At 65.6% G+C, this 19,426-nt stretch carries 14 protein-coding genes and 1 riboswitch; of the genes, 10 read left to right on the top strand and 4 right to left on the bottom strand.

The features are described from left to right. Positions 1-176: 176 nt before the first annotated feature. Positions 177-1,754: a BCCT family transporter gene (locus tag G5A07_RS15950; RefSeq protein WP_125437680.1), complete on the bottom strand. Its 1,578-nt coding sequence runs from the start codon at positions 1,752-1,754 to the stop codon at positions 177-179. A gap of 245 nt (positions 1,755-1,999) precedes the next feature. Then, a riboswitch (TPP riboswitch) is annotated at positions 2,000-2,101 on the top strand. Between the two features lie 82 nt (positions 2,102-2,183). On the opposite strand from G5A07_RS15950, the gene thiC reads away from it, so the two are divergent. The 6 genes from thiC (at position 2,184) to G5A07_RS15920 (ending at position 11,693) form a co-directional block, all read left to right on the top strand. After that, complete coding sequence (gene thiC, locus G5A07_RS15945; protein ID WP_010483982.1) at positions 2,184-4,028, top strand: phosphomethylpyrimidine synthase ThiC; 1,845 nt, start codon at positions 2,184-2,186, stop codon at positions 4,026-4,028. Between the two features lie 94 nt (positions 4,029-4,122). Continuing rightward, entirely contained in the window at positions 4,123-4,794 is a 672-nt protein-coding gene (locus G5A07_RS15940) for an ion channel (protein WP_191863601.1), read from the top strand. 260 nt (positions 4,795-5,054) lie between these two features. Next, a complete protein-coding gene (locus tag G5A07_RS15935) occupies positions 5,055-7,379 on the top strand; it encodes a winged helix-turn-helix domain-containing protein (protein ID WP_191863600.1) in 2,325 nt (774 codons plus the stop codon). Positions 7,380-7,493: 114 nt separating this feature from the next. Continuing rightward, the gene (locus tag G5A07_RS15930) at positions 7,494-8,393 is read left to right on the top strand and encodes a helix-turn-helix transcriptional regulator (protein ID WP_010483985.1); all 900 of its coding nucleotides are present in this window, start codon (positions 7,494-7,496) and stop codon (positions 8,391-8,393) included. A gap of 49 nt (positions 8,394-8,442) precedes the next feature. Further along, complete coding sequence (locus tag G5A07_RS15925; RefSeq protein WP_049481593.1) at positions 8,443-11,313, top strand: TonB-dependent receptor; 2,871 nt, start codon at positions 8,443-8,445, stop codon at positions 11,311-11,313. Between the two features lie 170 nt (positions 11,314-11,483). After that, a complete protein-coding gene (locus tag G5A07_RS15920; protein ID WP_010483987.1) occupies positions 11,484-11,693 on the top strand; it encodes a hypothetical protein in 210 nt (69 codons plus the stop codon). A gap of 56 nt (positions 11,694-11,749) precedes the next feature. Here the strand turns inward: G5A07_RS15920 and G5A07_RS15915 are convergent, their stop codons facing one another. Continuing rightward, on the bottom strand, positions 11,750-12,871 hold the full coding sequence (locus G5A07_RS15915; RefSeq protein ID WP_049481594.1) for an HDOD domain-containing protein: 1,122 nt from the start codon (positions 12,869-12,871) through the stop codon (positions 11,750-11,752). A 152-nt stretch (positions 12,872-13,023) separates the two neighbouring features. Beyond that, on the bottom strand, positions 13,024-13,560 hold the full coding sequence (ppa, locus tag G5A07_RS15910; protein WP_005410935.1) for an inorganic diphosphatase: 537 nt from the start codon (positions 13,558-13,560) through the stop codon (positions 13,024-13,026). Between the two features lie 182 nt (positions 13,561-13,742). Between ppa and G5A07_RS15905 the strand changes: the two genes are divergently transcribed. The 4 genes from G5A07_RS15905 to G5A07_RS15890 all read left to right on the top strand — a co-directional run bounded on the left by G5A07_RS15905 (position 13,743) and on the right by G5A07_RS15890 (position 18,976). Then, entirely contained in the window at positions 13,743-14,216 is a 474-nt protein-coding gene (locus G5A07_RS15905; protein ID WP_099559988.1) for a hypothetical protein, read from the top strand. Between the two features lie 72 nt (positions 14,217-14,288). Further along, positions 14,289-14,789 carry an RNA polymerase sigma factor gene (locus tag G5A07_RS15900; RefSeq protein ID WP_014038389.1) on the top strand — a complete coding sequence of 167 codons (501 nt, stop codon included), beginning with the start codon at positions 14,289-14,291 and terminating at the stop codon, positions 14,787-14,789. 104 nt (positions 14,790-14,893) lie between these two features. After that, on the top strand, positions 14,894-15,829 hold the full coding sequence (locus G5A07_RS15895; RefSeq protein ID WP_057502945.1) for a FecR domain-containing protein: 936 nt from the start codon (positions 14,894-14,896) through the stop codon (positions 15,827-15,829). A gap of 228 nt (positions 15,830-16,057) precedes the next feature. Continuing rightward, the gene (locus tag G5A07_RS15890; RefSeq protein WP_191863599.1) at positions 16,058-18,976 is read left to right on the top strand and encodes a TonB-dependent receptor; all 2,919 of its coding nucleotides are present in this window, start codon (positions 16,058-16,060) and stop codon (positions 18,974-18,976) included. Positions 18,977-19,126: 150 nt separating this feature from the next. Here G5A07_RS15890 and G5A07_RS15885 read toward each other — a convergent pair whose 3' ends face one another. Then, positions 19,127-19,384, bottom strand: coding sequence for a DUF2789 domain-containing protein (locus G5A07_RS15885; protein WP_029550886.1), 258 nt, complete (start codon positions 19,382-19,384; stop codon positions 19,127-19,129). Positions 19,385-19,426 lie beyond the last annotated feature (42 nt).

Below are 19,426 nucleotides of genomic sequence, written 5' to 3'. Positions count from 1 at the left end.
AGATGGCGGGACCGTCCACGGCATGGATGCCGTGGACGAGCCTACAAGGACGTACTTGCGGCGTGTCCCGCCATCTGCCCCCTCCCCGCCAAACCAGCAGAAATCCAGAGCCGCTTTTGAAGTTGCTGTTGCCGTTGCTTGAGAAAAGCGGTGCAGCCGCAGGCTGCAAAACCCCCTCAATCCTGATCGTGCGCGCGCGCTGCCTCCGCCTGGGTCTCCTCCTGCGCCGCCATCTCGCGTGCGATCCACGCATCGATCATGTGCCGCTGGCGCTGCGCCTGCCGCCGCTCACGCGTGTACTCCTGGTCCAGCACCCGGTACAGCGACACCATCACAAGAAGCATCAGCAGCGCGAACGGCAGCGCTGCGATGGTGATCATGCCCTGCAGCGCCTCCAGCCCGCCTGCCAACAGCAAGGAACCCGCCACCAGCGCAATGCCGACACCCCACGCCACTTTGTGCTTGCGCAATGGCTCGCCAGCGTCGTCCGTGGACATGCTGGCCAGTACCAGTACCGCAGAATCAGCCGAGGTCACGAAGAAGATCATCAGCAGCACCAACGCGATGCTCGACAGAAGAAGAGGCAACGGAAGGCTGTCGAACATGGTGAACAGCACTGTCTCGTAGCCGTTGCCCAGCGCCTGCAGCAGGTCGGCCTGGCCGAAGATCTGCATCCAGATGGCGGTGCCGCCGAACACCGAGAACCAGAAGAAACCCAGCAGCGTCGGCGCCAACACCACGCCGATCACGAACTCCCGAACACTGCGGCCTCGCGAGATGCGCGCGATGAACGAGCCCACGAACGGTGCCCAGGAAATCCACCAGGCCCAGTAGAAGATCGTCCAGTCGGCCACCCAGGTGCTGGACGAGAACGGCGACATGCGCAGGCTCATCGTCACCAGCTGATTGAGATAGGAGCCCAGCGTGGTGGTGAAGGTATTGAAGATCGCGCCAGTCGGGCCGAGCACCAGCACCAGTGCCAACAGCAGCGCCGCCAGTGCAAGGTTGAAGTTGGACAGCCATTTCATGCCGCGGCCGACGCCGCTGAGCGTGGACGCCATGTACAGTACGAAAGCCACTGCGATGATGGTCAGCTGCAGCGGCACGCCCGCCTGCACGCCGAACACGCGTTCCACGCCGGCCGCGATCTGTACCGTGCCGAAGCCCAGTGCTGTAGCCACGCCAACCGCGGTGGCGACGACCGCGGAGATGTTGACCATATGCCCGATCCAGCCACGATGGTGACGGCCGATGATCGGTTGCAACATATCGCTGATCTGGCCACGGCCGTTGCGGTTGAACTGGAACCAGGCCATTGCCAGGCCGATCAGCGCATAGATGGCCCACGGGTGCAGGCCCCAATGGAAGAATACGTAGCGCATGGCAGCACGCGCAGCGTCCATGCTTTCAGGTGCCAGCCCTTCCGGTGGTTTGCTGAAATGCGAAATGGGCTCGGCGGCGCCCCAGAACACCAGGCCGATGCCCATGCCGGCGGCGAACAGCATCGACATCCAGCTGGCCCGCGAAAATTCCGGTTCGGCGTCTTCGCCACCGATGCGCAGGTTGCCGAAGCGGCCGAAGGCCAGGTACATCAGGAATACCAGGGCCAGGAACACGACCAGCAGGTAGAGCCAGCCGATGCCGCGGATGAGTTCGCCGAGGATGCTCTGCACCACGGTATTGAAGGGACCGGGTGCTACACCGGCGAGCAGCACCAGCAGCAGAACCAGTGCAATGGAAACGCGAAACACCATGAAGGGGCTTCTCCGATCAAGGGATTGAGGGGAGCGAGCAGAGCTTGCTGCGAGGGGCCGGCGACATGAAGCACAGACCGGGCAGGGGCCGCGAAGGCGGCGAGGAAACACCGGCCGCAGCGGCACGATGCGCGTGCACGTTACTGAATGCGATGTCACGGTTCTGTTAATACAGAAACAGCGGATCCACGCCGTGCGTGGATGGAACAGCCAGGAGCTGCGGTGCGTTCTATGGTCTAATGCGCACCAAGAAGCGGGGGTACCGCGGCCATGTGGCCACGGTTGAGACAGTCCCTTGGAACCTGATCCGGCTCATACCGGCGTAGGGAAGCTTTGCAGTGCAGCCATGCCCGGACTCCGCCCAAGGACCGTCCGGGAGCGGCAGCAGTGCGCCGCCGCTTCGTCCCTGACCTTCCTGGACGATGCCCGATGAACGCACAGCTCTCCGCCCTGCAGCAACAGGCCCAGCAACTCTCCGAATCCGTGACCCGGCCCATTCCCGGCTCGCGCAAGATCCACGTGCCCGGCTCACGTCCGGATCTGCAGGTACCGATGCGCGAGATCGCGTTGACCCGCACGCCGACGTTGTTCGGCGGCGAAGAGAACGCACCGGTCACGGTCTACGACACGTCCGGTCCGTACACCGATCCGGAGGTGCGCATCGATCTGTCGGCCGGTTTGCCGGAACTGCGCCGCGGCTGGGTGGAAGAGCGCGGTGATACCGAGCAGCTCGAAGGACTGAGTTCTTCGTTCGGCCGCGATCGCGAGCAGGACCCGAAGCTCGATGCGGTGCGATTTCCCGCGCGCAGCCTGCCACGCCGTGCGCGTGCAGGTGCCAACGTCACCCAGATGCACTACGCGCGCCGTGGCATCATCACGCCGGAGATGGAGTTCGTCGCCATCCGCGAGAACCAGCGCCTGGACGCGATCCGCGATGCCGGCCTGCTGCAGCAGCACCCGGGCGAGGCATTTGGTGCCTCGATCCAGAAGATCATCACACCGGAGTTCGTGCGCGATGAGATCGCACGCGGCCGCGCGGTGCTGCCCAACAACATCAACCACCCGGAAAGCGAGCCGATGATCATCGGCCGCAACTTCCTGACCAAGATCAACGCCAACATCGGCAACAGCGCGGTGTCCTCGGGCATTGCCGAGGAAGTGGAGAAACTGGTGTGGGCGATCCGCTGGGGCGGTGACACGGTGATGGACCTGTCCACCGGCAAGCACATCCATGAGACCCGCGAGTGGATCATCCGCAACTCGCCGGTGGCGATCGGTACCGTGCCGATCTACCAGGCGCTGGAGAAGGTCGACGGCCGTGCCGAAGCACTTACCTGGGAGATCTTCCGTGACACGCTGATCGAGCAGGCCGAGCAGGGCGTGGACTACTTCACCATCCACGCTGGCGTGCTGCTGCGCTACGTGCCACTCACCGCCAAGCGCGTGACCGGCATTGTCAGCCGTGGTGGCTCGATCATGGCCAAGTGGTGCCTGGCGCACCACAAGGAGAATTTCCTCTACACGCATTTCGAAGACATCTGCGAGATCATGAAGGCCTATGACGTGACCTTCTCGCTGGGTGACGGCCTGCGCCCGGGCTGCATCGCCGATGCCAACGACGCCGCGCAGTTCGGTGAGCTGGAAACGCTGGGTGAGCTGACGAAGATCGCCTGGAAGCATGATGTGCAGACCATGATCGAAGGCCCCGGCCATGTGCCGATGCAGCTGATCAAGGAGAACATGGACAAGCAGCTGCGCGAGTGCGGCGAGGCGCCGTTCTATACGCTGGGCCCGCTGACCACCGACATCGCGCCGGGCTACGACCACATCACCAGCGCGATCGGTGCGGCGATGATCGGCTGGTTTGGTACCGCCATGCTCTGCTACGTGACGCCGAAGGAACACCTCGGCCTGCCCAATCGCCAGGACGTGCGTGACGGCATCATGGCCTATCGCATCGCCGCGCATGCGGCCGACCTGGCCAAGGGCCATCCGGGCGCGCAGGTGCGCGACAACGCGCTGAGCAAGGCGCGCTTCGAGTTCCGCTGGGAAGACCAGTTCCATCTTGGCCTGGATCCGGAGAAGGCCAAGGAATTCCATGACGAGACGCTGCCGAAGGATGCGCACAAGCTGGCGCACTTCTGCTCGATGTGCGGTCCGCACTTCTGTTCGATGAAGATCACCCAGGACGTGCGCGACTACGCCGAGGCCGGCATGAAGGAGAAGTCGGCGGAGTTCCGCGCGGCCGGTGCCGAGGTCTACCGCCAGGGGTGATGCGGAAGCGGGGGGTGCCGGCCAGCGGCCGGCACTACCGCTCATCACACCGCTCCCGGCTATCCTCGGCCCACCACCCCGGGGAAAGGACGCCATGCCCGTTGCCATCACCACCCGTTGGCTGGCCATTGCCCGCCGTCATCCTTCGGCCTGGCTGTTGGGCGCCCAGCTGATCGCGGTGCTGCTGTACCCCGCGCTGGATGACACCGCTGCGGGCCGCGCGGCGCTGGGCATGTTCGGCATGGCGGTACTGGGCCTGGCGTTGTGGGTGGTGCAACGCAGCCCGCTGGGCACCTGGCTGGCACTGCTGCTGGCCATTCCCTCGGTGGTGTTCTCGCTGGCCGGTGCACTGCTGGACCGCACTGCGCTGCTGACCACCGCGCAACTGCTGGAGAGCCTGCTGTACTTCTATACGGCCGGTGCGCTCATTGCCTACATGCTCCAGGACCATAAAGTCACCCGCGATGAACTGTTCGCCGCAGGCGCCACATTCACGCTGCTGGCCTGGGCCTTCGCATTTGCTTTTGCCGTGTGCCAACAATGGTATCCGGGCAGTTTCCAAGGCTCCGGCGGCGGTGCACAGCGCACCTGGATGGAACTGCTTTATCTGAGCTTCAGTTTGCTCTCGGGTGTCGGTTTGAGCGACGTCGTTCCACTGCATCCGCAGGCGCGTGCATTGGTCATGCTGGAGCAGTTTTCAGGCGTGATGTACGTGGCTTTGGTGGTTTCGCGACTGGTCGGATTGACCATGCTGCGGCGCATGTGAAAATGAACGCCAGATAAAAATTTCGCGCCCCGCAGGGCGCGAATGGTGCAGCAAATTATGTGAATGCGTCGGCGAGAGAGAGCCTGGATGTCGACCACGCGATAGGCGAGGTAACCCGCATAGGCTAGTATTCGCCCGCTTCATTGTTTTTGCGGTATGCGCCGATGCTTTGTGCGGAGTCTGGCTTTTTGCTGTTCCCAGGACGGGAGGGTATCGAAGGCAAACGCTGCCCCGGACCTGTCTCTACTGTGTAGCGGAAAATGAACAGCAGTGAAAACCAGCCCCCCGGATTCGATCGGATCCGGATCGGAGAGTGCACTGTCACTCTGTCCTCGCGAGAAGTCGAGGTCGTCGGTGCGCGTCGCCCGCGTCGGCTGACGCCGAAGGCGCTGGGCGTGCTGCGTGTACTGCTGCGCCAGCCCGGGCGTGTTGTCACCCGCGATGAACTGTTCGCGGAAGTCTGGCCGGACACGCTGCCGACCAACGATGTGCTTACCCAGGCCGTCACCCAGCTGCGCAAGGCGTTCAGCAACGACGACGACAACGGCCAGGCCTATATCGAGACCATCGCCAAGACCGGCTATCGCCTGCTGGTGCCGGTGCAGGTACTGGACGATGTCGAGGCGGCACCGTCCTCAGAAGCCGATGACGGAATCGCGGACCTGCAACCGGTGATGGGCATCGCCGAGGAGATGCCGGCACACGTGCAGGCATCGCGCCGCCGCTGGCGCCATGTCCGCCGGCGCGTGCTGCTGGTGCTGGGCGTGCTGATGCTGGCCACGGTGGTGGTGCTGGCCGCGCTGCTGCTGCGGCGGGCACCGGCCAGCAGTTCAGCGGTGGATGCGGCTGTGGAGAACGGCACGCGCGTGATCGGCAGCCCGCAGCGTCCCTATCGGTTGATCACCGCAACCAGCGGTTTTGAAACCTATCCCACGCTTTCACCCGATGGCTCGTTGGTGGCCTATGAAGGCGCCAACGAAGACGGGCAAGGGGGTGGGGCGATCAAGGTACAGACCTCCGGCAACGCGCCAGCGCGGCAGCTGCTGGCTCCGCCGGCCGGCTCGGTTGACCGCTTCCCGAGCTGGTCGCCGGATGGACGCGAGATCGCCTTCGCGCGGTTCAGCAACAACGGCGGCTGCCAGGTGCTGATCGCCAGCGCGACCGGTGGTGCCCTGCGCCAGGCCACGCGGTGCGATGGCACCGAGCTGCTCAGTTTCGACTGGACGCCGGACGGCCGTGGCCTGGTGTTCGGCAGCATGGTGGGGCGCTATGCCCATCGGGGCATCCGCAAGCTCGATCTGGCCAGTGGCCAATGGGAGGCGCTGGACTACGGTGTTGCCGAGGATGACTTCGACTATGCGCCGCGCTACTCGCCTGATGGCAAGTGGCTGGTGTTCGTGCGCAATCCGCAGCTGGGCGACCTGTGGCGCATGCCGGCAGCGGGGGGCACGCCCGAGCAGCTGACCAGCGAGGCCGCTGAACTGCGTGGCTGGGCCTGGTTGCGTGATGGTCGGACGATCGTGTTTGGACGCCGTGTCGACAGTGAAGTGCGCCTGTACTACCTGGACGTCGAGAGCCGCACGCTGCGCGATGCCGGGCTCGACGACGCACAGTGGCCGGCCACTGCGCGCCGCGCGGGCATGCTGGCCTTCGTCCATCGGCGCGCGCAGTTCGGCATCTTCAAGGTGCCGATGGAGGGCGGCTCGCCGCCGCAGCGCTTGTTTGCGTCCAGTGGCCGGGATGGGCAGCCGATGGCGGCGCCGGATGGACGCCAACTGGTGTTCACGTCCGATCGTTCAGGCAGCTTCGCGCTGTGGTGGGCGGACATGGAGCGCCCCGATTCGCTGCGGCCGATCGAAGGCTTGCGGCCCGAGGCACGTCAGGCACCGGACTGGTCGGCCGACAGCCGCCGGTTGCTGGTGGTGGGGCGCGACGAGCACGGACGCACGGTGGTCTATGAGATCGCCCCACGTGACGAACGCGTCCAGCCGTTGCCTGTCCCGTCGGAGCAGCCGCTGCAGGCACTGTACGGGGCACGCCCGGACCAGCTGCTGGTGGTCGAGCGCGATGACCAGCAACAGACCCGGCTGAGCCTGTTTGATCGAAGCGTGCAGCCCTGGCGCCGCCTGGCCAGCATCGACGGTGTTTCGCAGGCGCGGTTCGATCGCAGCAGCGGGCGTGTGCTGTTCACCCGCCTGGCCGCAGGAGGCCTGTGGTCGGTGGATGCGGCGTTGGCACCGGCAAGCGTGCAGCAGATCAGTGATGACCGGCCCAGCCGGTGGCGGTACCGGGCCTGGACCGTGGCCGGCAACAACGCGATCGGCTACCTCGGTACGTCCACCCGTTGTGGCACGACACTGGTGCTGATCCAGGCCGGGCGCGAGGAACCGGAACGCTGCCTGGATGCGGAACGCCTCAGTGCCGGCAACGGGCTGAGTGCCGGCGCCGATGGGCACACGCTGTTCGTGGCAATGGCGGTCAGCGACGGTGCCGACATCGGCGTGATGCGCTTGCCCGAGCGCTCGCCGACGCTGCTTCCGGCGTTCTCCAAGTTGTTGTTGTTCAACGGAAATGGGCCTTCGTAATTTCTTCGTGGCGACCTCGCCGCGAATTCGTGGCGATCTCGTCTGACTTTCCTGACGTGGTGCCGCCTGATTTGGCAAAACGGAGGCCTGTACTAGGCAAACCGTGGTGTCCCCATGCGTCAACTCTCGCTGGCCGATCGCGGCCAAACCGTCTCTCTGGACCGGTCGCTCGACGATGCTGCGCCGACCTGCCTGGGCGTGGCCCGGCTCGGCAGCCTGCAGACCGCAGGCAGCAGCTTCACTGTGTGGATGCAGGTGCGCGGCAGCTCCTGGGTGGAAGCCAAGGAAGGACGCTTCCGCTTGCGCCAGGGCGAGTGGATCGCCTTCGAGAAGGAGTCGCGGCCGCTGGTGCAGGCAGGCCGCAACGGCTTGTGCGTTGGCCTGAACCTGACTGTCGAAGCACTGCGCGTGCTGGCCGAGATGGCCGACTGCGGCCTGTACGCCGGGCGTGGCCGCATGAGCCGTGGCGATGCCCGCGTTGCGCTGCGCCTGTGGCGCGATGCGCTGGCCAGTGGCCAGCCGGCACAGGCACTGCGCCCGCTGCTGCTGCATCTGGCGGGCCTGCAGCGTGGGCTGGCCGACAACGTGCAGCGTTGCCCGGGTCGCTCGCGCAGCCGCAAGCGCCAGGTATTCGGCCGCATGCAGCGTGCCCGCCTGTACCTGGAAGGCAACAGCCACCGCGTGGTGCGCATCGGTGAACTGGCCGAGCTGACCAACTTCTCCAGCTGGTATCTCTCCAAGACCTTCCAGAGCCTGTACGAGGAAAGCCCGCAGTCGCTTTCAGCACGTTTGCGCCTGGAAAGGGCGGCCGACCTGCTGCGTGACACCGACATGATGGTTGGCGAGGTCGCTGCGGCCAGTGGCTTCGACAACTGCTGCAGCTTCGCGCGTGCGTTCCGCGCCCGCTACGGCCAGTCGGCATCGCGCTTCAGGGAAAACGGCGGCTTGCTGCCGCCACAATCTGCAAAGTCTCCGGTTGGCTCGCGCAAATACAGCGCTGCAACGCAATCGTAACGTGCTGGGGTGTTTTAACACGCTGCTAACACGTACCTTGGAGAGATAGATGAACGTTCGTAATCCCGCAGTGCGGTTCGGCTTGCTGCCGGCCGGCATCGCGCTGGCGCTGGCGCCGGCCTTTGCTTCGGCTCAGGAAGCAAAGGGCACCACCGACCTGGACCGCATTTCGGTCACCGGCTCGCGCATCCGCGGCGCTGCAGTCGAAACCCAGCAGCCGGTCGTTACCCTCAGCCGTGAGAACCTGGAAAAGCAGGGCTACACCTCGGTTGCTGACGTCCTGCAGAACCTGACCTCGGCCGGTTCCCCGGCCATCTCACGCTCGGAATCGCTGGCTTCCGGCGAAAACGTCGGCGGCTACTACGTCGACATCCGCAACCTGGGTGCCCAGCGCACCCTGGTGCTGATGAATGGCAAGCGCCTGGGCGCTACCACGTCGGGTTATCAGGATCTGAGCCAGATCCCGATGTCGGCCATCGAGCGCATCGAAATCCTGAAGGATGGCGCCTCCGCCATCTACGGTTCGGACGCGATCGCCGCCGTGGTCAACGTGATCACCCGCAAGCGCTTTGACGGTGCTGAAGCCAGTGTCTATGTCGGTCAGTACGGCAAGGGCGACGGCGACACCACCACCTATTCGTTCACCCTCGGCAGCGAAGGTGAGCGTGGTGGCGTGACGCTGGCCGCCGAGTACTCCAAGCAGGATCCGGTGTGGGCCAAGGACCGCTGGTTCAGCCGTGACGGCAACGCCGGCCCGAACTACCCGGGTTCGGGCGCCAGCCCGATCAACCAGAAGGGTGGCTTCTGCGACCCGTGCGTGACCCCCGACCTGAAGAAGGGTGAGCCCGGTTACATCGGTCCGAACGACCAGCGCTGGTACACCCTGCGTGATGGTGGCGACCCGACCAAGCGTGGCGACTACCGTCTGGAAACCAGTGCTGACGCCGTCAATGCCAACGAGCAGATGATGGTGCAGACCGGCATCGAGCGTAAGTCGCTGTACGTCAACGGCAACTACGACTTCACCGACTCGATCGCGTTCAATGCGGACGTGATCTACAACGAGCGCACCACCAACCAGCAGATCGCCGGTTACCCGTACCAGTCGGCCTCGTTCGATACCCCGCTGTCGAAGGACAGCGCGTTCAACCCGACCGATCAGGACCTGACCTTCCGTCGCCGTCTGTGGGAAATGCCGCGTACCACCGAAAGCAAGCTGAAGACCCTGCGCTTCGCGCCGAGCGTCAGTGGCTTCTTCGAGTTCGCTGGCAGGACCTTCGACTGGGACGTCGGCGCGCTGTGGAACCGCAACGAATCGACCAAGACCGGTCACGGCGACATGAGCCTGATCGCCTCGCGCCAGGCGCTGGGCGCTTCGTTCGTTGGTGCGGACGGCGTGGCCCGTTGCGGCACCAGCATGGCTGACCCGTTGGCCACCAGCAACTGCCGTCCGTGGAACCCGCTGCTGCCGTACGGCGTTGCAGGCAATGGCTCGCTGTCCGACCCGGCTGCCCAGGCCTTCCTGTTCCCGTACTTCACCGATACCGGTCTGACCAAGACCACCAGCTTCACCGCCAACCTGTCCGGTTCGATCGTGACCCTGCCGGCCGGTGATCTGGGCTTCGCCGTGGGTGTGGAGCACCGCAAGGAAGAAGGCCGCTTCTCGCCGGACGCCTTCGCACAGTCGGGTGAGTCCACCGGTCTGGGCAAGCAGACCACCCAAGGTGACTACTCGCTGGATGAAGTCTATCTGGAGCTGAACGTGCCGGTCCTCGCCGACATGCCGTTCGCCAAAGAGCTGACCCTGAATGCTGCGACCCGTTACTCGGATTACAGCAACTTCGGCAACACCCTGAACTCCAAGTTCGGCTTCACCTGGCGTCCGCTGGACGAGCTGCTGGTCCGTGGCACCTGGGCTGAAGGCTTCCGTGCCCCGACCATCGACGATCTGTACGGTGGCCTGAGCAGCAGCTTCGAGTCCTACACCGATCCTTGCGGCGTCACCGCTCCGGGCTCGGTCAATGGCAACGGTGCCTGCTCCTCGCGTGGCGTGCCGGTGGGTTACACGCAGCTGGGCCAGGGCCTTGTTCCCTGCACCTCGACCCCGTGCGCTACCCCGGACCAGTTCATTTCCGGTTCCAACTCCGCGCTGAAGCCGGAAACCTCCAAGAGCACCACCGTGGGTGTGGTGTGGAGCCCGCGTTGGGTACAGGGCCTGGACATCTCGCTGGACTGGTACAAGTACGAAATCAGCGACATGATCATCGCCGACAGCGTCGATCGTATCCTGCGCGACTGCTACGTGCTGGGTGATTCGGCCCGTTGCGCCGGTCACACGCGTGCTGGCGATGGCCACATCTCCGCGATGACCTACGGTCTGGCCAACCTGGGCCAGATGGAGACCCAGGGCTACGATCTGGGTATCAAGTACCGCCTGCCGGAACTGGCGATCGGTCAGTTCAACATCGACTGGCAGACCAGCTACCTGTCCAAGTACGACGAGCAGGGCCAGAATGCTGATGGCAACAACATCACCATCGGCCGTGTCGGCGAAGCCGGCCTGTTCCGTCTGCGCTCGAACGTGGGTGTTACCTGGTCGAAGGGTGACTTCGGCGTGTCCTACATGGCGCGTTACTACTCGGGCATGAACGAAGCCTGCGTGGCCAACCGTCCCTGCGACGTCGCCGACCGTTATCAGAACGGCGAGAAGTCCCCGCTGCGCAAGACGGGCTCGAACACCTTCCACGACCTGCAGGTCAGCTGGAAGGCGCCGTGGGATGCCACGATCGCCCTGGGTGCCAACAACGTGTTCGACCACAAGGGTCCGATCATGTTCACCCAGCCGAACTCGAGCTTCGCCTACTACGGTGGCTTCGACGTCGGTCGCTTCCTGTACATGAAGTACACCCAGCGCTTCTGATAGTTCGAAGTGCGATAGCAGTACCGGGAGGGCGGACCGCAAGGTCCGCCCTCTTTCTTTGTAGGGGAATTCCGAAATATCTTGGAAGGTGAGGGAAGTCACGTTCCCGTCGTGTCGTAATCAACACAGTTGCTGGGTCCACTTGCGGACACTTGCACATGGGGAGAGCGATGAAGAGCACGCTGTTGCACAAACTGTCTGCTGCTGCACTGATCTATGCAACATTGGTGGGTGCGGTGTTCGCCCAGACCGGTGGCGTCTGTGGGGGCGGGCTGTACTGCGAGGAGCTGCGTCAGGAGTGCCTGGCTGCAGGCAAGTCGAAGGTCCTGTGCGATCTGCAGTATCGCCACTGCGTGCAGGATGCCTGCGGCGCGCGCTGATGCAAAAAAAGGCGCGCCCTTGGGCGCGCCTTCGAGGTTCTTCCTGCGTTGACGGCTCAGACCGCGCTGGGCACCAGTCCCATCAACGCATTGGCATGCTCCCGCCACTGCGGCAGCCTGTTGAGAACACCTGCGCGCTGCAGGTAGTCCTCGTCCACCGGATCACCATTGACCAGTGCCAGTGCCACGTGCACCGCGCCGGTCACCCAGAAGCTGCGCGTATTGGCACGCTGCGGCTGCAGATGGAACGCCACCGCCTCGATGATCGGCATCGGCAGGCCCCACAGGCCGAGCAGATAGGCACCGGCTTCGGCGTGGCCCGGGCGGGTGTCACCGGCCAGCGACGGTTCGCTGCGCTCGTTGCGCACGCCGGGCAGCAGCAGGCCGATGTCGGCCAGCAGCGCGGCGGTCGCGCCCAGTTCGGCGCTGGATTCGGGCAGCAGGCGTGCCGCCAGCCGCGAGGCGAGCAGGGCGCGCTGCTGTAGTGAATTGCGCTCGGCCGTGGACAGTGTCGGTGCCGAGAACACCTCGCTGGCCAGTACCAGATCGCGCAGCGTCGACAGGCCGAGGCGGGTCACGGCGGTGCGCAGGTCGGCGATGGTGCGGCCCTGGCTGAAGAATGCCGAGTTCGACAGCTGCAGCACCTTGGCCGCGATCGCCGGATCAGCGGCCACCAGCTTGGCGACGTCGGCGCTGTCGGCGTCGTCGTCATGTTCCAGTGCCTGGGTCAGGCTCAGGTACAGGTGCGGCGGCGAGGGCAGCTTCTCGATACGGCCGATGGCATCGCGCAGGCGCGGGCTGTCCAGCACTTCGCGCAGCTCTTCCAGGCTGGTCAGCGCTTCCAGCAACACTTCCGGTGCCAGCGGCAATGGCAGGAAGCGGTGGGCCACGCCGATCAGGCGTGCCGGCGGCGGTCGGTTGCCGTGCTGGGCGTCCACCAGCGCAATGCGGATGGTTTCCGGGCGCAAGGTCCGGATCTGGCCGAGCAGCGTGGTGGCATTGAGATCCGGCAGCTGCGGGCAGACGATCACCGCATCCACGCCCTGCGTGGCCACCGCGGTCATCGCGGTCTGGCCATCGGTGGCGGTCAGCGGCTGCCAGTCTTCCCCAAGATCGGCAATGAATTCGGTCAGCTCAGCCGGCAGGCTGGCTGCATCCCCAACAAGCAGAATACGCACGACACATTCCCCTGGCTGTCTCGACGATGGATGTCGACGACGTGTGAAGTGACGCAATTTACCTAATACGGCGGCAAGAGTGATGTGCCGTCGTCATGAAACGTGACCCGCATCGCTCCGGCGGGGTGCCGCCGGAGCGATCTGGTTCAGGCTCAGGCCTTGCTGTCGAGATGGCGCTGGTGCGCCTCGATCAGGATCTGCTTGGCCTCAGCGGCGCCGCCCCAACCGTCGAGCTTGACCCACTTGCCCTTCTCCAGGTCCTTGTAGTGCTCGAAGAAGTGGCCGATGCGCTCCAGCCAGTGGCTCGAGACCTGGGCGATGTCTTCGACGTGGGCGTAGCCACTGAAGATCTTCGACACCGGCACGGCCAGGATCTTCTCGTCGCTACCCGCCTCATCGCTCATCTTCAGCACGCCGACCGGACGGCAGCGCACGACCGAGCCCGGCACCAGCGGCAGCGGCAGCACCACCAGCACGTCGGCCGGATCGCCGTCGCCGCACAGGGTGCTCGGCACGTAGCCGTAGTTGCAGGGGTAGCGCATCGGGGTCGACAGGATGCGGTCGACGAAGATCGCGCCGGTTTCCTTGTCCACTTCGTACTTCACCGGCTCCGAGTCCTTCGGGATCTCGATGATGACGTTGATTTCTTCCGGCGGGTTCTTGCCGGGCGAGACGAGTTCCAGACCCATGGTGTGCTCCAGGTGGGGGATATAGACGGATAGCCCCCCATTTTATGCCTTTGCCGGGCGCTGTGCAGGGGAGGGGGCCGACGGCAGGGCGTGGAAGGCGCCGACCCGGCGGGCCGGGGTTGACCGATGGGGCCGGGCGGCGTGCGCGCGCAGGCTGGATGCACCTACCCGAGGGTTCCCGCATGAAACCATCCGCCCTGTCACTCGGCCTGTTCTGCGCGCTGCTGATCGCGCCCGCCGCCCAGGCCTTTCCCTACGTGGACCTGATCGACTACCCGCACCAGGAAGCCAACTGGGACCGCTTCTTTGCCCTGGAAGGGCGGTTGCAGCATGGCTTCGAGAGGATCTGCGGCGACACCTTCTGCGAGGGCGAGTACAGCGACATCCGGGCGCTGCGCCTGCGGTGTTCAGTGGATGCGGTGCGCGGCACGGTGCGTGAGTGCCTCTGGGCATTTGCCGCCAGTGACCTGGCCGTGTCGCGGAACGACGGTGCGATCGTGGCCCGGCAACCGACCTGGCTGTGCCGGCTGCCGCTGGTGCCTGGCACCCCCGTTGAGGACTTCCATGCGGCGCTGGCGGCCCGTAATCCGCTGCATGATCCGTTGCCCGGCACGTCGGAGAGCGTCTATGACGGGCTGACCGGCTGCATCCACTGATGCGAACGTGACTGATTCTCATTAACGGAGTAGCATGCGCGGCGCCTTCCGTCTGTCGTCCCGGTTCCGCGCATGTCCTCCAATGCCGCCTCCCTTACCGAACTGCTGATCCGTGAGCGGCCGGCACTGCTGCGCCGGGTGCAGCGCATCCTCGGCGGAGACAATGGTGCCGAGGACGTGATCCAGGCCGTATGGTTCAAGGCCCGTGGGGTCGACGACAGCCAGGCCATCGACAACCCGCGGGCCTATCTGTACCGGCTGGCCGCCAACCTGGCCACCGACCACGGCCGCGAATCGACCCGGCGCAACCGGCTGCTGGCCGACCACTACCTGTGGGGGCCGGACGAGGTCATCTCGACCGAGGAACAGGCCATGGCACAGGACGAACTGCAGCGGGTGCTCGATGCGGCGGGGCACCTGCCGGAGCCGACCCGCACCATCTTCCGGCTCAACCGCCTGCAGGGCCTGACCCAGGCCGAGATCGCCCGCCGCCTCGGGGTGTCGGTGACGACCGTCGAGAACCATGTGCGCACCGCCCTGCAGCGCCTGGCCTGGGCACGCAGCGGCCGATGATGGCCCCGGCTTGGGGCTGGCCCTCGCTGAAACGTCTTGATCACTGGACCGTGGATGCGGTCTAGTTCCTCCGCCCGCGCTTGAATGCGCCTGTCCGCCAGCCGATGAGCCCGCCGAACACGCTGCCCGCCGCCAATGACGATGCCCTGGCCGAACAGGCCCGGGGCTGGATCGCGTGGCTGGCCTCGGGTGACATCGGCGAAGGGCGCATGCACGAGTTCGAGCGCTGGCTGGCACAACCGGGGCACCGACGCGCCTTCGAACACGAGCGCGCGCTGTGGCGCAGTGTCGGGCCACGCCCGCAGGTCCGGCCCGCCGAACGCCCGCGGCCGCATCGAATGCGCTGGGCAATGGCCGCTGCAGCCGCGCTGGCGATGCTGGTGGCATGGCCGGAGGCCTGGTTGCGGCTGCAGGCCGACCATCGCAGCACGCACGTCGTGCAGAACGTGCAATTGCCCGATGGCAGCCGCGCAGTGCTGGATGCGGACAGTGCGATTGCCGTGCGCTTCAATGCACATGCACGCGAGATCGAGCTGCTGCGCGGGCGTGCCTGGTTCGAGGTCAGCCCGGATGCGCAGCGACGTTTCAGCGTGCGTGCGGGCAACGGCGTGATCGAGGACATCTCGACCGCGTTCACCGTCGCGCGCGGCGATGACCAGGTTGAAACCCAGGTCGGGCAGGGCAGGGTGCGCGTGGCCAGCCCGGCCGACGGTGGCTGGACCTATCTGCAGGTGGGCCAGCGTGCGGTCTATGGCGAGCACAGCGGCGTGACGCGTCTGCGGGATGTGGCTGCCGACAGCGTCGGCGCGTGGCGGCAGGGCGAGCTGCTGCTGGAGCAGGCCAGCGTCGCCGACGCCGTGCAATGGGTGGGGCGTTACCGCGCCGGCCCGACCTTCGTGCGCGGCGATCTGTCGCGACTACCCGCAGTGAGTGCCGCATTGCGCATCGATCGCCCGGAGCAGGCGCTGGATGCACTGGCCGCAACAGCAGGTCTGCAGGTCACCCGTCTGCCGCTCGGCGTCGCCATCGTTCACCAGTAGATCCACGCCCTGCGTGGATGAAGGTCCCAGTGTGCCGACCAACGGTCGGCACCCACCACGATCACCGGCCGGTCGGCACCTGTCGCGACCGCAAATCGCTCTTGGGGTTGCCGCGCGCCCAACCGTCTTACCCCGCGAACGTACCCGCCGCCGCCACGTACGTCGCCGTGTCCGCCCGTGTTGCGGATGACGCCGCGCCTGCGGCACCGATTACCTGACAGGTTCCCCATGTTCGACTCCCACCGCCCGGGCCGCGCGCTGCGCCCGTCCCGCCTGTGCATCGCCCTGCTGGCCGCCGGCCTGGCCAGCGCCGCACCGTCCGTGCTGGCACAGGGCGCCACCGGCAACCACGCTGCCGTGCAGCGCTTCGACATTCCAGCGCAGCCGCTGGATGAAGCGCTGCGCAGCTATATGCGCCAGTCCGGCGTGCAGGTCGTGTATCCGGCCACCCTGGCCCAGGGCGTAACCTCGCGTGCGGTCAAGGGCAGCCTGCCGGCCAACGAGGCGCTGCAGCAGCTGTTGCAGGGCAGTGGCCTGGCGGTGCGCCGCGTCAGCGCAGATGCAGTCACTCTGGAAGCGGCGACGCCGGTGCAGGCCGACAGCGGTGTGATCGTCACCGACACGCTCAGCGTGGCCGGCGACCGCGTCGACAGTGGCGCGACCAGCGACGAGGCGCGCCTGCTCGACAGCTATCGCAGTGTGGGCTCCACCACCACGCTCAGCCGCACGCACCTGGAACGTTTCCGCGGCACTTCCAACGGCGACATCGTCAAGGGCGTGGCCGGTGTCACCGCCGGTGACCCGCGCGTGGGCAATGGGTTCGACGTCAACATCCGTGGTATCCAGGGCCAGGGCCGCGTGCCGGTGATCATCGATGGCGGCCAGTCCAGCATGGACACCTACCGCGGCTATGCCGGCCAGTCACAGCGCACCTACCTCGACCCGGACCTGATCTCCAGCCTGACCATCACCAAGGGCCCGAGCCTGCAGGCCAACGCCTCCGGTGGCATCGGTGGCGTGGTCGAGATGGAGACGCTGAAGATCGGTGACGTGCTGCGCGAAGGCCGTGACTTCGGCGTACGCGTGCGTGGCGGCCTGGCCAACGCCAGCGCCAACAACCTGCCGTCCTATAGCGCCGCGCCGCGTTCCGACCGCAGCGCCACCGGCAGCCAGTTCTTCAACGTGGCCGCAGCCGGTCACTGGGACCGCTTCGATCTGGTCGCCGCCTATGCTTACCGCGACAACGGCAACTATTTCTCCGGCAAGCACGGTTACGACGACTTCCCGCAGACCCGTCGCACGCTGGCACCGCTGAATCCGCCGCGTACCGAAGTGTTCAACACCTCGTCGCGTTCGAAGTCGGCGCTGCTCAAGGGCACCTGGCGCATCGACGATGCGCAGACGCTGGAAGCGGGCTACCGCCGCTACGAAGGTACCGCCGGCGAGATCATGGCCTCGCAGATCATCCGCGTCGACCGCGATCGCATTCCGCAGTGGGACCCGGGCCATGTCGACATGGACAGCTACACCCTGCGCTACCGCTTCAATCCGGACAGCGATCTGGTCGACCTGCGTGTCAACGCCACATACACCGATACCGACAGCGTGATGTACAACAGCCTGACCGGCATCACCCCGTGGTACTTCGACCGCCGCACCGAGTGGTATGACGCGCCCAGCTTCAGCGGCGACCCCGGCTACAAGGATGCCTACCGCAATCCGCTGCGACAGAAGCGCTTCGGCCTGGATGCCAGCAACACCTCGAAGTTCGACACTCGTGCTGGTGCGTTCACCTTCGACTACGGCCTGTCCTACAGCGACGAAGACATCGCGCCGGGCAGTTCGGGGCCGGTCATGCACGACGATCTGGTCAACAACCGCTTCCTGCGCAACGCCGAGCGCAAGGAATACAGTGCCGTGGCCTCGCTGAAGTGGCAGCCCGATGAGCATTGGGAACTGCTGGCCGGCGGACGCTGGAACCGCGTGGATGTGCATGACCGCAACCGCCTGGCCACGCCCGACGCCTATGAGGTACAGGGCCAGTACCGTTACACCGAACTGCTCAATGGCAACCCGGCGCTGCCGTCGTGGCGGGCCAAGCGCATCGCGCTGCTGAACTGGTACCCGGACGCCAACGGCAACTTCACCCAGGAATCACTGCTGGCCTCACCGTACAAGAAGGGCACGGTGGGCGACATCGGTGGCTGGAACTTCTACGACGCCGGCAAGCCGCAGGACCTGGAAGTGCCGGTCAGCTGGACGTGGTCGCAGCCGATCCGCCGTCGTGACACCGCGTTCTCGCCGACGGCCAGCGTGGCCTATCGCTTCAGCGAAGACACCATGGTCTATGTGAAGTACGCCGAAGGCACCAAGCTGCCGAGCCTGTTCGAGACCACGCTGGGCCTGTTCACTGCCGCCAAGCCGGTGGGCGAGCTGAAGCCGGAGCGTGCGCGCAGCTGGGAAATCGGTGCCAGCACCATCCGCTACGACCTGTTCACCGCTGGCGACCGCCTGGCGCTGAAGCTGGCGTACTTCGATACCCGCATCGACGACCTGATCACCCGTGACTACCGCACGCTGTCGGCGGGCCTGATCCGCAACGTCGACCAGTTCAAGGTCTCGGGCATGGAGTTCCAGTCCAGCTATGACAGCGGCAAGGTGTTTGCCGATCTTTCCGCGCACTATTACTTCAAGGCCAAGACCTGCGCGCCGGACATCGCCGCAGAGCGCCGCGCCTATGGTGCACAGCGCAAGAACGATGAACTGGCCAACACGCCGGACTGCGTGGACGGCGGATTCGAGGGGTCGTACACCAATACACAGAATCCGCCGCGCTACATGGTCAACCTGACGCTGGGCTCGCGCCTGTTCGACGAGCGCCTGACCTTCGGCACCCGCGTGGTCCACAACGCCGGCCCGATCAGCAAGCTGGACAAGGACTGGAACGTGGGCCTGTCGGCGATCCAGCAGCTGTACCGGCCAACCACGCTGGTGGACCTGTTTGCCAGCTGGAGCTTCAACGACCAGTTGTCGGTGGAAGCGGGCGTGGACAACCTGACCGACCGCTACTACCTGGACCCGCTGGCGCTGGGCGTGATGCCGGCACCGGGCCGCACCGCGCGGCTGGCGTTGACCTGGAAGTATTGATCGGTCGCGGATGGGTGGTGGGGTTGGATCCCTTTCCTGAGGAAAGGGCTCTGACCCCATCGGGCTCCGACCGCCCTCGGTAGGTGCGGACCTAGGGCCGCACCGCTTCCGCCGTGTGATCGCCAGCGCCGGGCCATGCCCGGCGTCTGTTTACAGCCCGGTCGAAGCCTTCACCGCATCTTCGTGCAGTGACTCGTTCAGCTCATCCACCACCGTGCTCCATGCCGCATCGGCCTGCAGCGATTCGGACAGGAACTGGCGCTGGGCATCGTTCCAGTAAGGCGCCTCGACCACTTCAACGTCGGTGGCCAGCTGGTGCTCGCGGATGAAACGGGCGATGGCCTCGGCGCTGGCGTCCAGGCCCAGCTGCAGGAACAGGTTGGTCATGCGCGGTTCGGTGGTGATCATCATCGGTTCCTGCTGGAAGAAGGGATGGTCCATTATCGGCGC

This window comes from Stenotrophomonas sp. AS012628, assembly GCF_010608305.1.
Taxonomy (GTDB): Bacteria; Pseudomonadota; Gammaproteobacteria; order Xanthomonadales; family Xanthomonadaceae; genus Stenotrophomonas; species Stenotrophomonas geniculata.
This window is presented reverse-complemented; position numbering and strand designations above follow the sequence as displayed.

Excerpts from the sequence above, each read along its gene's own strand:
- G5A07_RS15950 (WP_125437680.1), bottom strand. The coding sequence starts at position 1,754 with ATGGTGTTTCGCGTTTCCATTGCACTGGTTCTGCTGCTGGTGCTGCTC.
- thiC (WP_010483982.1), top strand. The coding sequence starts at position 2,184 with ATGAACGCACAGCTCTCCGCCCTGCAGCAACAGGCCCAGCAACTCTCC.
- G5A07_RS15940 (WP_191863601.1), top strand. The coding sequence starts at position 4,123 with ATGCCCGTTGCCATCACCACCCGTTGGCTGGCCATTGCCCGCCGTCAT.
- G5A07_RS15935 (WP_191863600.1), top strand. The coding sequence starts at position 5,055 with ATGAACAGCAGTGAAAACCAGCCCCCCGGATTCGATCGGATCCGGATC.
- G5A07_RS15930 (WP_010483985.1), top strand. The coding sequence starts at position 7,494 with ATGCGTCAACTCTCGCTGGCCGATCGCGGCCAAACCGTCTCTCTGGAC.
- G5A07_RS15925 (WP_049481593.1), top strand. The coding sequence starts at position 8,443 with ATGAACGTTCGTAATCCCGCAGTGCGGTTCGGCTTGCTGCCGGCCGGC.
- G5A07_RS15920 (WP_010483987.1), top strand. The coding sequence starts at position 11,484 with ATGAAGAGCACGCTGTTGCACAAACTGTCTGCTGCTGCACTGATCTAT.
- ppa (WP_005410935.1), bottom strand. The coding sequence starts at position 13,560 with ATGGGTCTGGAACTCGTCTCGCCCGGCAAGAACCCGCCGGAAGAAATC.
- G5A07_RS15905 (WP_099559988.1), top strand. The coding sequence starts at position 13,743 with ATGAAACCATCCGCCCTGTCACTCGGCCTGTTCTGCGCGCTGCTGATC.
- G5A07_RS15900 (WP_014038389.1), top strand. The coding sequence starts at position 14,289 with ATGTCCTCCAATGCCGCCTCCCTTACCGAACTGCTGATCCGTGAGCGG.
- G5A07_RS15895 (WP_057502945.1), top strand. The coding sequence starts at position 14,894 with ATGAGCCCGCCGAACACGCTGCCCGCCGCCAATGACGATGCCCTGGCC.
- G5A07_RS15890 (WP_191863599.1), top strand. The coding sequence starts at position 16,058 with ATGTTCGACTCCCACCGCCCGGGCCGCGCGCTGCGCCCGTCCCGCCTG.
- G5A07_RS15885 (WP_029550886.1), bottom strand. The coding sequence starts at position 19,384 with ATGATCACCACCGAACCGCGCATGACCAACCTGTTCCTGCAGCTGGGC.